This window comes from Arsenophonus sp. PmNCSU2021_1 (genome assembly GCF_036919435.1).
Taxonomy (GTDB): Bacteria; Pseudomonadota; Gammaproteobacteria; order Enterobacterales; family Enterobacteriaceae; genus Arsenophonus; species Arsenophonus nilaparvatae.
On the sequence record NZ_JAZHPL010000004.1, the window covers coordinates 284,866 to 300,030 of the forward strand.

At 34.7% G+C, this 15,165-nt stretch carries 14 protein-coding genes and 2 pseudogenes; 13 read left to right on the forward strand and 3 right to left on the reverse strand.

What is annotated here, in order from left to right; translation table 11 throughout:
- Positions 1-242: 242 nt before the first annotated feature.
- Together V3224_RS05980 and V3224_RS05985 are read left to right on the forward strand one after the other, a co-directional pair.
- Positions 243-548: pseudogene (locus V3224_RS05980) on the forward strand (glycosyltransferase); the annotation flags it as partial.
- 584 nt (positions 549-1,132) lie between these two features.
- Positions 1,133-2,764 (forward strand): Na/Pi cotransporter family protein, encoded by a 1,632-nt coding sequence (locus V3224_RS05985; RefSeq protein ID WP_334469276.1) that lies wholly within the window; start codon positions 1,133-1,135, stop codon positions 2,762-2,764.
- A gap of 226 nt (positions 2,765-2,990) precedes the next feature.
- Here V3224_RS05985 and rsmC read toward each other — a convergent pair whose 3' ends face one another.
- Positions 2,991-4,007 (reverse strand): 16S rRNA (guanine(1207)-N(2))-methyltransferase RsmC, encoded by a 1,017-nt coding sequence (gene rsmC / locus V3224_RS05990; protein WP_334469278.1) that lies wholly within the window; start codon positions 4,005-4,007, stop codon positions 2,991-2,993.
- 386 nt (positions 4,008-4,393) lie between these two features.
- On the opposite strand from rsmC, the gene V3224_RS05995 reads away from it, so the two are divergent.
- From V3224_RS05995 to V3224_RS06010, 4 genes are all read left to right on the forward strand, one after another.
- Positions 4,394-4,804 (forward strand): DNA polymerase III subunit psi, encoded by a 411-nt coding sequence (locus V3224_RS05995; RefSeq protein ID WP_310510235.1) that lies wholly within the window; start codon positions 4,394-4,396, stop codon positions 4,802-4,804.
- The gene (rimI, locus tag V3224_RS06000) at positions 4,773-5,237 is read left to right on the forward strand and encodes a ribosomal protein S18-alanine N-acetyltransferase (RefSeq protein ID WP_334469282.1); all 465 of its coding nucleotides are present in this window, start codon (positions 4,773-4,775) and stop codon (positions 5,235-5,237) included. Before V3224_RS05995 ends, rimI begins: the two co-directional genes overlap by 32 nt.
- A 334-nt stretch (positions 5,238-5,571) precedes the next feature.
- Positions 5,572-6,021 (forward strand): flagellin lysine-N-methylase, encoded by a 450-nt coding sequence (gene fliB, locus V3224_RS06005; protein ID WP_334470322.1) that lies wholly within the window; start codon positions 5,572-5,574, stop codon positions 6,019-6,021.
- Between the two features lie 167 nt (positions 6,022-6,188).
- Entirely contained in the window at positions 6,189-6,431 is a 243-nt protein-coding gene (locus V3224_RS06010; RefSeq protein WP_334469284.1) for a hypothetical protein, read from the forward strand.
- Here the strand turns inward: V3224_RS06010 and V3224_RS06015 are convergent.
- Both V3224_RS06015 and V3224_RS06020 read right to left on the reverse strand, forming a co-directional pair.
- A pseudogene (locus tag V3224_RS06015) lies at positions 6,391-7,214 on the reverse strand (IS701 family transposase); the annotation flags it as partial. The gene V3224_RS06010 and the pseudogene V3224_RS06015 sit on opposite strands and share 41 nt — an antisense overlap.
- A 173-nt stretch (positions 7,215-7,387) precedes the next feature.
- Positions 7,388-7,561 carry a hypothetical protein gene (locus tag V3224_RS06020; protein WP_334469286.1) on the reverse strand — a complete coding sequence of 58 codons (174 nt, stop codon included), beginning with the start codon at positions 7,559-7,561 and terminating at the stop codon, positions 7,388-7,390.
- A 55-nt stretch (positions 7,562-7,616) separates the two neighbouring features.
- On the opposite strand from V3224_RS06020, the gene V3224_RS06025 reads away from it, so the two are divergent.
- From V3224_RS06025 to V3224_RS06055, 7 genes are all read left to right on the forward strand, one after another.
- Positions 7,617-7,790, forward strand: a complete 174-nt coding sequence (locus tag V3224_RS06025) for a hypothetical protein (RefSeq protein ID WP_334469288.1) — start codon at positions 7,617-7,619, stop codon at positions 7,788-7,790.
- A 179-nt stretch (positions 7,791-7,969) separates the two neighbouring features.
- Complete coding sequence (locus V3224_RS06030) at positions 7,970-8,446, forward strand: hypothetical protein (protein ID WP_334469289.1); 477 nt, start codon at positions 7,970-7,972, stop codon at positions 8,444-8,446.
- Between the two features lie 303 nt (positions 8,447-8,749).
- The gene (locus V3224_RS06035; protein ID WP_334469291.1) at positions 8,750-9,616 is read left to right on the forward strand and encodes an esterase/lipase family protein; all 867 of its coding nucleotides are present in this window, start codon (positions 8,750-8,752) and stop codon (positions 9,614-9,616) included.
- A gap of 377 nt (positions 9,617-9,993) precedes the next feature.
- Complete coding sequence (gene prfC / locus V3224_RS06040) at positions 9,994-11,583, forward strand: peptide chain release factor 3 (protein ID WP_334469293.1); 1,590 nt, start codon at positions 9,994-9,996, stop codon at positions 11,581-11,583.
- 153 nt (positions 11,584-11,736) lie between these two features.
- Positions 11,737-12,813 carry a patatin-like phospholipase family protein gene (locus V3224_RS06045; RefSeq protein ID WP_442889941.1) on the forward strand — a complete coding sequence of 359 codons (1,077 nt, stop codon included), beginning with the start codon at positions 11,737-11,739 and terminating at the stop codon, positions 12,811-12,813.
- Positions 12,803-13,597 carry a TatD family hydrolase gene (locus V3224_RS06050; RefSeq protein ID WP_334469296.1) on the forward strand — a complete coding sequence of 265 codons (795 nt, stop codon included), beginning with the start codon at positions 12,803-12,805 and terminating at the stop codon, positions 13,595-13,597. Before V3224_RS06045 ends, V3224_RS06050 begins: the two co-directional genes overlap by 11 nt.
- 247 nt (positions 13,598-13,844) lie before the next feature.
- Positions 13,845-15,131, forward strand: a complete 1,287-nt coding sequence (locus tag V3224_RS06055) for a NupC/NupG family nucleoside CNT transporter (RefSeq protein WP_334469298.1) — start codon at positions 13,845-13,847, stop codon at positions 15,129-15,131.
- The last annotated feature ends 34 nt before the right edge of the window (positions 15,132-15,165 follow it).

Sequence of the window (15,165 nt, forward strand, 5' to 3'; positions counted from 1 at the left end):
CATAACGACTTTAATACTAATGCAATTTTTTATATCAATAATAAAAGTGATATTTATATTAATTTTAATAATTTCATTTGTTCATAATTAATTACGCGAATTATCTTGTAATATATTTATTTGATATTAGCGACATTATTATTCTATTTTTTAACAAAATTGAGCCTATAAACATTTATCTATTGAATATTTGATATAAGATTAAATAACCTCAAAAAAAGGATAATGATTAAGGTAAACATATGTTAGCTGAATCGATGCTAAGTATTGTTGTTGCTGTATTTAATGGCGAACCATTTTTACCAAAATTTTTTAATTGTCTTGAACAACAAAAATTAGAAAACTGGGAACTTATTTTAGTCAATGATGGTTCAACGGATAATAGCACTTTATTATTAGAGGAATGTATAGAGCGATTTCCGAATACTAAGATTTTACATCAGGAAAATCTCGGCGTATCTGTCGCACGTAATGTGGGAATGAATATTGCTACAGGTAAATATATAGCCTTTCCTGATATTGATGATATTATTCATTTAGGTATGTATAACCGTCACGAGTTTCGCACCAATAAAAAAACGCTCTATTTTTAAGTTTAATTCAGCATAATATATAAATAGAAAAAATCTCATAAATTAAAAATAACTTATTGTAATTTAAGTAAATTTATACGTCTTAGCAAGTTACAGATTAATTATTGTTCTGAAGCCATTTCTAGAATTTTATATGCCCGTGCGAAACTCGTGGTAATGAGAAAATATCATAATGCTCATTATTATTTTAAAATAAATCGATGATCTAGATGTTAAACTTATACCAGAGTTTAGTATTCTTACTCGACAAATGTGATGCATTTAATGGATCAAATAGTTTTTTGCTTTACAATGAAATATTTTATGGATATTAAATAAATTTCCCAAGTAATGAATAATGTTTGCCACTGTTTGTTTAAACAAACAGTGGCAATTTTTTGTATCGTCGTTAAAAGAAAGTTGATATCATTTTTATTAAAAGAAAAAATAACATTTTTTAATAAAGCATATTTAAATAAAGTGAACAAATGGTTGCAAATGCTAATATAAAAGAGTCAATATGAATATAATTAGTTGTAGACAAATAGTATGGATAATTAATGTTAACATTAATTGAATTATTATCATCAGTGGCTTTATTGGTATGGGGCACATATATTGTCCGAACTGGTATTATGCGAGTTTTCGGTAGCGATTTACGCCGAATATTAGGCAAAAGTATCGGTAAAAAATCGCGCGCATTTTTGGCGGGTATTGGTGTCACTGCTTTAGTACAAAGTAGTAATGCGACGGTATTATTAGTTATTTCTTTTGTGACACAAGGGTTAATTTCTATCACGCCAGCTATGGTTATTATGTTGGGTGCTGACGTCGGTACTGCGATAATGGACCGGGTGTTAACTTTTGATTTGGCATGGTTATCACCATTGTTAATTTTATTTGGTGTCATTACTTTTCTTAGTCAGAAAAAAAATCGTTCTGGTCAATTAGGGCGAGTTGCGATTGGCCTAGGTCTGATTTTATTAGCTTTAAAGCTTATTGTTGGTTCAGCAACACCAATTACTCATGCATCCGCTATCCAAGCAATTTTTACCTCTTTAAGCGGTGATACCATTTTAGCACTACTAGTTGGTGCGGTATTTGCTATGTTCACCTATTCCAGTCTGGCAGCGGTTTTGTTGACAGCAACATTAAGTGTAGCCGGACTCGTACCGCTTTATATTAGCCTCTCGATTGTTATTGGCTCTAATATCGGTAGTGGTTTATTAGCTATGATAGGTAGTAGCCAGCAAAGCGGATCGGCACGGCAAGTGGTTTTAGGCAGTTTATTATTCAAGCTTATTGGTGCAATAATGATTTTACCCTGGATTAAACCATTAGCTGCCTGGATTGGTCATTATAATTTTAATGCCTCTGAAGTGGTGATCTATTTTCATGTATTTTATAATTTACTGCGTTGTTTAGTAATGCTGCCATTTGTCGAATTCATGTCGCGTTTATGTCAACGTCTTATTCCTATTTCCCCTGTAGAGGTCGAGGTTTTTGCACCTCGTTATTTAGACAAAGCGGCGTTGGAGACACCTTCATTAGCGATTGCCAATGCGGTAAGAGAGACACTACGTATGGGGGATATTGTTGAGCAAATGGTTCAACGTTTGGCTGAAGTTCTAAAGGGCAATAAAATACAGCGGCGTTATATTGTACACCTGGAAGAAGAGATCGATATGCTACATAGTAGTATTAAACTCTATTTGGCTCAAATTCAGCAAAATCAACTAGGGGAAGCTGATTCTCGTCGCTGGGCTGAAATTATTGATACTGCTTTGAATTTACAGCAATCAGCCACCATCATTAATCGTATGGCAACAGAAGTGGTTAAAAAAATATTTGATAAGCAACATTTTTTCTCCCCTGCCGGTACTAAAGAACTGAATACTCTGATGGAACGATTACAGAATAATTTGAGTTTAGCTATGTCGGTATTCGTATCTGGAGACATAGATAATGCGCGTCGATTCCGATTATTAAATCAACGTTATGCTTATGCGCATGTTGAGCGCCTACATAAGCTAAATGTAGAAAGTCTCGATACCAGCAACTTACATGTTAGTTTACTTGGGGATATGAAAAGATTAAATTCGCTTTTTTGTGCTATCGCTTATCATGTATTAGAAGATGTAAGTGAAAACCGCGCTGAACAAATTAATCCTGAAAGTGATAAAAATATATAATTAGTTATTCATTAAATAATAATTGAAACACCAATGACAGAGAGATGATTTAAATCGTTATCTTCATCGGACTTTGTCATTTGAAAATCAATTATTTATGCTAAATAAAGTTGCAATTAAATATTGTTACCGACTTCCATTCTCATCTCTCATTCACTTAAAACGAAAGTGGTAACAATGTTATTTAAATAATTAATTATTTTGCTAAAAACTTATCGTATCAGATTTAACGAAATTTGCTGGCTTGATAAACCTTGAATTTACCTGTTTGAGCAAGTATTTCATGGCGACCAAACGCTTTATCTAACCAATCTGGATAAGGTAAGAAGGCATTGGCAACCATTCTAAATTTTCCACCTGGTTTTAGATGATTTGATGCTTGTTTGATGATTGCTTCAGCGGCTGAATAATCCGTTTTTAATCCATCATGAAACGGCGGGTTGCAAATTATCCAGTCGTAACTATCTTCAATCGCAGAGTAGATATCACTTGCTATAACATCGCCAGTTAAGCCATTTATTTTTATGGTTTCAATAGAAGATGTGACCGCCGCAGCATGAGTATCGCAGAGAGTTAATTTTATGCCAGGGTTTCTCTTGCCAATAACCGTTGCAAGTACACCGGAGCCGGATGCGATATCTAATAATTTACCCTTGATAGGTTTATCAAATGTAGAAAGAAGTAGTTGACTACCGGCATCCAGCGCTTGTTGACTAAATACGCCAGGTAGGGTTTTGGTAGTTATATCAGCGACCTTATAGATGTTCCACCAATCATTTAAATGAAAGTGTGGTTGTTTTTCTAGCTGGCAATAATAGAGACTACAACGCCGTGCTGCATCAATTTTGCGTACATTGCCTATTTCTTCTAGAATTTTATTGGAGCTATTTACACCACTACGATTTTCACCAACAATAAAAATATCACTACCTACTGGTAAAACTGAGCAAATATTGTGTAGTTGAAAATGGGCTTCTTGCTTGTTTTTAGGCCAAAAATAGATCAGTGTATTAAATTGTTTCGCCACTGTTTTTTCAAGCGTTAAGTCATAATGGGCTTTTTCGCCTAGCGCTTTGTTAAATGATAACCAGTAGTGATATTGATTAGTTAAAATATGTAAAATTTCAGCGCTCATTTCAGCGCTAATATTATCTTGTAAGTTACCAGCGATTAAAACACGACGGCCGATAAAGTATTCATCATGGCGTAAAATCACTTCACTAGCGGGCGTCAGTGAAGACATAAATGTTGGCTCCTGTATTAGATTAGGTTTCCTTTTATCAACTATAAAAGGAAAATATTCGCCGTAAGCGTAAAAATATCGCTCATAGGATCGTAAATTTTGATAAATTTGTGAGATATGAACTTATTATCGCGATTGTATCACTATTATTAGATTTCAATCCAATGGTTACTTGTTATCTACTATTTAGTGATCATATTGTTTCTTGATAACTTAATAATTTGTCTATTTACCCTATTTATTTGCAGTTTAGATTCAACAAATAAATATAGTTAGAGAGAAAGAGTAATTGTGTTTATATTGCTAGGTTTTGCAATGTTATTATTTTGATTTATATGACTCGGTTTGATATGGTGGCTTGGTATATATTGTGGTGGAGTAGTTTGATGACGATTAGAGATCAATTACTAAAGCAGATGGGAATTGTGCAATGGACATTACGCGATCCTGCGCTACTGCGTGGTGAACATGCAGTGTGTATTCCTGACGCTACCCAATTAATTATCATCGCTGATGAACGCATTGATTTAGGTAACCTTTTTGTCAAAGATATTTTACGAGCGATGATGATAGACAGTCGTCAGGTATGCTGTTTATTAACTAAAGAGGTATCGCTGTTACCAAAAGAAATTCTTTGGCCTTGCTGGATCATAGGCAAACAATTACCTGTTAGTTCAAAAACATGGGTTATTCATACTTTACCATTGCCAGAAATTTATTCTGATCCTCAGTCAAAACGCGCTTTGTGGGCGCAAATATGCCAGCATGAAAATAATTTCGAATTTAGAACAAACTGATTTAGTCTCTGCTTTTGCTATTGAAAACATCAGTCATGCTTTTCCGTGGAGTGAAAAGGTATTCTACAGTAATCAAGGAAAGCAATATATTAATTTAAAAATCAGTCTTGAAAATCAATTGGTTGGTTTCGTCATCACACAATATTTGCTTGATGAGGCAGCCCTCTTTAATATTGCTATTCATCCTGATTATCAAGGACAAGGTTATGGTGAGTGTTTACTACGCTATTTGATCGAACATTTGGCAACCAAAAATATCAAAACTTTGTGGTTGGAAGTCCGGCAATCAAATCATGCGGCAATTCAGCTATATGAAAAACTGGGTTTTCATATTGTCACAATAAGAAAAAATTATTATCCGGCGGAAAAAAAACGTGAAGATGCAGTGGTTATGGCGTTAACTATTTTGCCTGATAGTATGCCTGCCTTATAAATTTAAATACTTAATTAAGATAAAAAAAATAGTTTAGATTCGATAATAGTACCATTGATAGGCGCTATTGAGTGGTAATTTGTGTACCAATATTCGCTTAATAGGCCTATTTGTAATGAAACAACATACACGAGTTTCGCACCAATAAAAAAACGCTCTATTTTTAAGTTTAATTCAGCATAATATGTAAATAGATAAAACCTTATAAATTAAATATAACTTATTGTAAATTAAGTAAATTTATGCATTTCAGTAACTTGCAGATTAATCATTACTTTTAAGCCATTTCTAGAATTTTATAGGCCTGTGCGAAACTCGTGAACATAGAGAAATTATCCCGCTTTTTTATAAAAAATTTAAATGTATAGGTGATCAGTGTTTGTCTCATTGTTGTCGTGGTTGGACGATTAACATTGATAAGAATACTTATAAAAAATATAAAACTGGCCATCAAATTGAGATCAAAGAGATCACTGATAAACATCTGATTAAATATCCTAAAGGTAGTGGTACTAAAAAGTACTCTTTTATTGCACTTGATAAAGATGACAAATGTCCATTTTTTGGTGGTGACAAATTGTGTCGGATTTACAAAACGTTAGGACCCAGCGCATTGAGTTACACTTGCCAGACTTATCCGAGATTAAAAACGCAATTTGATGGTTATACGCAACATTCGTTGAGTTTTTCTTGCCCAGAGGTAGTTCGTTTAGTGTTATTTCAGCCGGATTCGATGAAATATGAACACGAGTTTCGCACCAATAAAAAAACGCTCTATTTTTAAGTTTAATTCAGCATAATATATAAATAGAAAAAATCTCATAAATTAAAAATAACTTATTGTAATTTAAGTAAATTTATACGTCTTAGCAAGTTACAGATTAATTATTGTTCTGAAGCCATTTCTAGAATTTTATATGCCCGTGCGAAACTCGTGATGAAGAGAACACGGTGATTGAAAAAGTTAGAATTACTGAAAAGCGAGTTATTGATCAAAGTAGAGTAATGACGCAAGAGCATCAAATTATACAGCTATTTTGTAGTTATTTAATTATGGCTGAAAGTCCTTTTATTGAAGATAATCTTTATGCGCTTACGCAGTTTATTGTGTTTTTACAATCAATTGATTATCAAACACGAGTTTCGCACAAAACTAATTTGGGTACGCTAATAAAACACGGATTTGCTCAGTAATAGCACTTTTGATTACGTCCCAATTTTGTTGATAAAGGGTTATTTTTTCAGATATACGACGTTTATGTTGTTCAAACCACGCAGAAATAGCGAGAAAAATATGATTTCTTTGCGCTCGGCTCGTGCGAGTCTGACAGCGTTCAATACCACAGTTTTGTTTAACTTCTCGATGATAAACTTCAACAGACCAACGGGCATCCATGATAGATTTGAGGTATTGACGGGTGGGATTCTCTTTGTTTGTTACTATGTAATCAATACGGCCGTTTTTGGCTGTAAATTTGAAAACGGTTACCCAACCATATCCTCGCAAGTGTATTGACGTTCCTTCTTCTGAGATGTCTAACTTGTTCAGTTGTTTGTTATGGTTAACAATCCTATTTTTCCTCAGCGTGTTTACCCAGATCCAACCATGAGAGCGAATTGATTTCAGGTTATCCAGGCTAGAATACCAAGCATCCATCACTACGGCTTCTGGTATGATCCCTCTTTTTTTAGCAAGAGTGAGCATTTCGGAAAAGTGCGTGTTTTTTGTTTTTCCATCAGAATCTTTATCATAAATACGATAATTGATAGGAATTGATTCAACCTTCGTCAGATCATGCCAAAGCAAATTAACTAAACCTATGCCAGCAATAACCTCATGTTCATTACCTGAATATTGATAATGGACCATCTCTATTTTTTTACTACGTGTTTTGGCAATCAATGTATCATCGGCAATTAGTACGCAAGGGCTTTTTTGTCTATAGAAGGTTCAACTAATCGCCATAGGTCTTTAGGTCACGAGTTTCGCACGGGCATATAAAATTCTAGAAATGGCTTCAGAACAATAATTAATCTGTAACTTGCTAAGACGTATAAATTTAGTTAAATTACAATAAGTTATTTTTAATTTATGAGATTTTTTCTATTTATATATTATGCTGAATTAAACTTAAAAATAGAGCGTTTTTTTATTGGTGCGAAACTCGTGTAGGTCTAAAACATCTACTTTTTAGCCATCGGCTAACAGTGTCATGAGATAAAGGCGATGGGCTTACTTCTGATAACGCTAAACCAGAGTATCTTAAACTGCTTACTTGTAAGAATGTTTTATAGATATCTTTAATACATGGATAACCCGACAAAATATGAACACCCTGATTTTTTCTTGTTTTTAAATTTATACTTCTTTTTTGGAGATTGCGAAACTCGTGTCAAATAGAAGCAAATTATCCAAAAGTTGAAAATATATTTATGTCATTAGTGGAAGGATTAATTAATGGAGAAATATATCAACAGAGAAAACAGCTAACATCCTCAGTGGGGCATCAATTAAAGTTTTCTTTATTACACGAGTTTCGCACAGGCATATAAAATTCTAGAAATGGCTTAAAAGCAATGATCAATCTGCAAGTTACTAAAACACATGAATTTTCTTAAATTACAATAAGTTGTATTTGATTTATAAGGTTTTATCTATTTATATATTATGCTGAATTAAACTTAAAAATAGAGCGTTTTTTTATTGGTGCGAAACTCGTGTATTATTGATTATGTCACGTTTTTTTACTACCACCGCTCGCTCTAAACATTATTTATTACCCGCTTTTAGCAAAACTATGCATTTTTTTGATTTAGAGTCAGAATCGCTAAATGAAAATATGGCGGTTAATTGGGAAAAACTGGATAGTGAATGGCAAAAAATTCTATCAACTAGTTGCTTAGCTGAACCATATGTATTAAAGAACTATTTTCTTTATCGAATATATAATGAAAAATTTGGCTTATATAATTTAAAAAAGAGTTTACGATCACCTTACTATTATATTGTTGATTATTTTTATATTAAAACATTATTGTCTGTCCAGTCAGCTTATGATATTGAGGTGTCAATGGAGAGTATTCAATTAATGTTTTGTCATTATTCGACCGTAACTCAGCATACTTTTAATTTACACCAACAGCTTGATGAGTTAATTGATAAACTTAATTATGGTGATGATTTATCTTGTTTGCTGTTATTAAATTAATTACCTTTTTTTGAAAAATTTTTTCAATGCCATCTTAAATTGATGGCATTTTTATATTATTTCATATTTTTATTAGGTAATGATTACATTTATATTATTCACTTTCATAAATAATATTAACTTATCAAATATTAATTTAAATTTTTATACCAGTGAGTTTAAGTTGCTTGTTATATAATATTATTTAGCTTACCTTTTATCAGCATAAATTGTCTAATGTGATAATCCTATTTTGTAATTAATTATTTTTATAAAGTATTAGAATCTATTTTTAATATTAAACTACCTTAATAAGGAGAGATTATGTCGACGAAATATCCTATTATTTTAGTTCATGGATTTTTGGGTTTCGATAGAATAGCTGGCTATCCATATTTTTTTTCTATTGAAAGTCGATTGCAAGAACAAGGTTATAATGTATATATACCTACGTTGTCTGGAGCTAATTCAAATGAAGTAAATGGAGAGCAACTTTGGGAATTCATCGATGAGATCAAAAGAAAAGCAGGCTGTGAAAAAGTCAACTTGATTGCTCATAGTCAAGGGGCTTTATATGCACGTTATGTTGCTGCAAATTATCCAGCCAGTATTGCTTCAGTAACAACAATGAATGGAGTCAATTATGGTTCTGAAATCGCTGATCTGCTTAGAAAAATTTTGCTACCAGGCATGTTAGCAGAAAGATTAGTTACTACTACTGCTGAAGTATTTTTCAAATTTATTTCTCTTTTGTCATCGGGTACATTGAAACCGCAAGACGGTGTCAAGGCATTAGAATCATTGACGACAAAAGTGGTCAATGAATTTAATAAAAAATATCCGCAAGGTTTGCCAACAGAATGGGGAGGGGGAGGGGAAGGTGATGAGGTTGTTAATGGCGTGCATTACTATTCATACGGTAGTTTTATTAAAAATTCATTGCTTGATATAGGAATAAATATGTTTGATATTTCTCATCTACCATTGCGACAGTTGAATAAACTTTTTGTAAAAGAAAATGATGGGCTTGTAGGACGTTATAGTATGCGGTTAGGTAAATTAATCCGTGATGATTATAATATGGATCATTTTGATATCGTTAATCAAATTGCTGGATTTGTTTCAAATAAATATGATGTCCCTCAAATTTATGTCAATCATGCACAAATATTAGCAAAAAGAGGCTTATAAAATAAAATAGTAAAGAACACCATTTGGTAATAATATTAATCGTTTATTTATTAAAATTATTCTTAATAGCTATTAATCATATGTATTATAAGAGTAATATGTTAATATCTGACATATTATGTAAAAATTTTTCATTTAATCGTCTTGTTTATTCTAATAAATATTTTAATTAGTGACTTTAATATAATCAGTAATAGATTTTCTGATTTAATTAAATAATCTATATTTAGTTAAAAACAATTTTCTTTACTTTTTTTATATTTAATTTTATCGGCTAACTAAAAAATATTTTTTAATGAGTTAATAATTGTTTTCAAAATGGCTTTGTCAGTGTAGAATTTTTGCCAATTTTTTATACATCATGTTGTGTAGTTATAATGAAAGAGAATAATTTTTGTCAGAAAATAGCGCGGCGCAGAACCTTTGCTATCATTTCTCACCCTGATGCAGGGAAAACCACGATCACAGAAAAAGTACTGTTGTTTGGCCAAGCTATTCAAAAAGCGGGCACAGTGAAGGGGCGTGGTTCGAATCAACATGCAAAATCTGACTGGATGGAAATGGAAAAACAGCGCGGGATCTCGATTACCACTTCGGTAATGCAATTTCCTTACCAAAATTGCTTGATTAATTTGCTTGATACCCCAGGGCATGAGGATTTTTCGGAAGATACTTATCGGACCTTAACGGCGGTCGATTGTTGTTTGATGGTGATTGATGCAGCTAAAGGCGTTGAAGATCGTACGCGTAAATTGATGGAAGTAACACGGTTACGTGATACACCTATTTTAACCTTTATGAACAAATTGGATCGCGATATTTGCGATCCAATGGAATTAATGGATGAGGTTGAAAGTGAATTGAGTATCGCTTGTAGCCCGATTACCTGGCCAATTGGTTGTGGCAAGTTATTTAAAGGGATTTATCATCTTTATCGTGATGAAACTATTTTATACCAGAGTGGGCAAGGGCATGCTATTCAAGACGTTGTTGTTATTAAAGGATTAAATAATACCGAATTGGACAAAGTTATTGGAGACGATTTTGCTGCTCAGCTACGAGAAGAGCTTGAACTAGTAAAGGGTGCTTCTCATGAATTCAATTTAGACGCATTTTTACAAGGCAAGTTAACACCCGTCTTTTTTGGCACCGCTTTAGGTAACTTTGGTGTTGATCATATGTTAGATGGTTTGGTCAATTGGGCGCCAACTCCTATGCCTCGGCAGGCTGATAGTCGTATCGTTAATGCCGAGGAAGAAAAATTTTCTGGTTTTGTGTTCAAAATACAAGCCAATATGGATCCCAAACATCGTGATCGGGTGGCTTTTTTGCGGATTGTGTCAGGTTGTTATCAAAAGAGTATGAAACTTTATCAGGTACGAAATAAAAAAGAGGTGGTTATTTCAGATGCGCTTACTTTTATGGCCGGTGATCGTTCCCATGTTGAAGAAGCGTTTCCAGGTGATATCATTGGCTTGCATAATCATGGCACTATTCAGATTGGTGATACTTTTACCCAGGGAGAAGTGTTAAAATTTACCGGTATTCCTAATTTTGCGCCTGAACTATTCAAACGCATCCGTTTACGTGATCCGTTAAAGCAGAAACAGTTACTTAAAGGATTGGTTCAGTTATCCGAAGAGGGTGCGGTTCAGGTATTTCGTCCTTTGGCCAATAATGATCTTATTGTTGGTGCTGTTGGTGTGCTTCAGTTTGATGTGGTGGTAGCGCGCTTGAAGAGTGAATATAATGTTGAAGCTATTTATGAGTCAGTAAATGTGTCAACCGCACGTTGGATCGAATGTGATGACGTAAAAAAATTAGAAGAGTTCAAACGTAAAAATGAACAAAACCTGGCTTTAGATGGTGGAGATAACCTCAGTTATATTGCCCCAACGATGGTAAATCTTAATCTAACCCGCGAACGCTACCCTGAAATTCGGTTCTGCAAAACGCGAGAGCATTAATTTATGGCATATTGATTTTTTATTACATTACCCTCACTTGTTATTAGTGGGGGTATGACTATTTTTCAATTGCTGTATTTATTGGTTTCTCCCAAATTTTTAAGCCGCTAAAAATCTCACTATTAAACCCAATAGTAGATTTTGAATAGCAGATTGTATTTAGAGGGTCTACTATCAGTCACATTGGGTAATATTGAGCCTTTAGCCTTCGAGGATAATGCATTTGACCTCGGTAAAATAGCATTAGTCTGTGAGGGGGGTGGACAGCGTGGTATTTTTACCGCCGGTGTATTGGATGAATTTCTCCGTGTTGGTTTCAACCCATTTAACATCATGATAGGGACATCGGCAGGCGCACAGAATTTATCGGCCTATCTTTGCCAACAGAGTGGTTATGCCCGTAAGGTGATCACTGATTATACCACTAAATCTCAATTTTTTAATCCACTACGTTTTATTCGTGGTGGCCATATGATTGATTTAGATTGGCTAATTGATATTACCTCCCGTGAATTACCCCTTGATTTCTCTACTGGATTATCTTACTTAGACAGCGGGCGTCAATTTTTAATCAGTGCTTGTCGCTACGAGGATTTTAGTCCGGTTTATTTTCAACCAACACAAGATAGTTGGCTAGATATTATTCGGGCGTCAAGTGCTATCCCCGGCTTTTATCGCCAGGGAGCAGTATTTAATGGGGAGCTTTATCATGATGGTGGTATAACGGCTTCAATTCCTGTTGAAGAAGCTTATCGTCGTGGGGCAAAAACAATTGTGGTAATTAGAACGGTTCCTTCGGGAATTTATTATACATCTGAATGGTTAAAGAGGATGACTCGCTGGTTGGAACACCGCAATATACGGCGGATGGCTAAGATGATAAAAGTACATATTAAAAGCTATCAACAGACACAAAAATTTATTGCTGCGCCACCACCACCAGGTATCCAAATTTTTGAAATTTATCCACCGAAACCTTTAATGAGTTGTGCATTAGGTAGCCGTGCTTCAACCTTAGAGACTGATTATCATATTGGGCGTCAATGTGGCAGCTATTTTTTAACTAGTTTAAAACACTATTTTTCTAATGATAATTTAGCATCTTACCCGTATTCTATTGAAAATAATCAGTTTGCTAATCCGGCATCTTTGTCTGCGGAGATAATTTCGAATCAACAAGATGAAGAACCAAAATCAGGTGATGAAGGATTAGCCATTGATGTTCGTTGACACCCATTGTCATTTTGATTTTCCTCCTTTTATCCATGATATTGAAGATAGCTTTTCGCGCGCGGTGAAAGCTGGCGTGACTGATATCATTGTCCCGACGGTTGGTATTGAGAATTTTGAGCGAGTATATTCACTGGCACAACAATATCCGCATTTATATGCTGCATTGGGTTTTTATCCTTTGTATATTGCAGATTTTTTACTTGATCATTTTGCTAAATTAGTGGCATTATTGCAGCAAAACAGCAATAAATGTGTTGCTATTGGTGAAATAGGTTTAGATTATTTTGTTACTAATGCTGCGGTTAAGCAACAACAAGCATTGCTGATCCAGCAATTACAGCTGGCTAAACAGTATGATTTACCGGTTATTCTTCATTCGCGTAAAAGTCATGATCAACTAGCTGCTTTATTAAGACGATTTGACGTGCCGAAAAAGGGGGTAATTCATGGATTTGCTGGCAGTTTGTCGCAAGCTAATGCTTTTATCCGTTTAGGTTATTTTATCGGTATTGGTGGCGTTATCACCTATCAACGGGCTAAGAAAACCAGAGCAGTAGCTGCGCAATTGCCGCTGTCGTCATTAGTACTTGAAACTGATGCCCCTGATATGCCATTAGCTGGATTTCAGGGGCAGGTTAATCGTCCTGAAAGAATAGGTTTGGTATTTGAGGCACTATGTAACCTTCGGCAAGAGTCAGCAGAGGAAATTGCAACACAGCTTTATAACAATAGTTTGCAACTCTTTAATATTAAAAAAGAGCAGACTAATATGGCTAAATAATCATACCAATAAGTTATTTAATTATAATTATGGTATTTTTTAGATAATTTTTGCCGGCAATATCGCTTTTCGTAAGTGATATGTGTCGCAAAATTTATTTTTTCGTGATTTTTCGTTATGATTATTTGTGATACCGACTGTCAGTTATTAATGCGAAATCGTTATAATGTCTGCGCATTAAACTGGCAGTTTATTTTTTAAACTATATAAATTTTCATTTGTTATATAATACACAGGGATATTATTCATGCAACTCATTATGAGCCTGCTAGGGATGGTAGTATTGATTTTCATCGCTATCATTTTTTCCAGTAACCGTCGGGCAATTAAATTCCGTACCGTATTTGGTGCTTTTGTTATTCAAATGGCAATTGGCGCATTTGTTCTTTATATCCCTGCCGGTCGCCGCACTTTGGAAACTGTATCAGATGCAGTCTCTAGTGTGATTGGTTATGGACAAGTTGGCATGGATTTTGTCTTTGGTGGTTTAGTCTCTAATAAAATGTTTGAACTGTTTGGCGGTGGTGGTTTTATTTTTGCCTTACGTGTCTTACCGGTCATTGTTTTCTTCTCGTCATTGATAGCCGTACTTTATTATCTTGGTATTATGCAGTTTTTTATCAAAATCTTAGGTGGACTTTTGCAATGGATATTAGGCACCTCACGTACTGAGTCACTATCAGCGACCGCTAATATTTTTGTCGGTCATACAGAGGCGCCTTTGGTTGTCAGACCCTATATTGCCACCATGACAAACTCTGAGTTATTTGCTGTTATGTGTGGTGGATTAGCTTCGGTTGCTGGCTCGGTATTGGCCGGCTATGCGCAAATGGGGGTGCCAATGGAATATTTGATCGCAGCATCTTTTATGGCAGCACCAGGGGGATTGTTATTTGCCAAATTGATGGTACCGGAGACAGAGAAAACTCACGATGCAGTGAATATGGTCAGTGTGGCGAGCGGCGAAGAACGCCCAGTTAACATTATTGATGCTGCCGCCACTGGCGCTTCTTCCGGCATGCAACTCGCTCTAAATGTCGGTGCGATGTTGCTGGCATTTGTTGCATTAATAGCGTTACTTAACGGTATTTTGTCGGTGATTGGTGGCTGGATCCATATACCAGGCTTATCATTGGAATTGATCTTAGGCTGGATCTTTGCACCAATTGCCTATTTGATTGGTATACCCTGGCATGAAGCGACAATTGCTGGTTCTTTTATTGGGCAAAAGTTAGTGGTCAATGAATTTGTTGCTTATATGAATTTTGGCGAATACTTAAAACCTGATAGTGAAGTTATTGCCGCCGGTAAGCAAGTACTTTCTGAACATACTAAAGCCATAATCTCTTTTGCATTGTGTGGTTTTGCTAATTTAGCGTCAGTAGCCATATTACTGGGTGGTTTAGGTGGAATTGCCCCGAACCGTCGTAAAGATGTTGCTCGATTAGGTTTGAAAGCGATATTAGCCGGTTCGTTATCTAATTTGATGAGTGCCACTATTGCTGGCTTCTTTTTATCGTTAGCGACTATGTAACTTAATCTGCTTGGTATATTAAACATTGAACGAT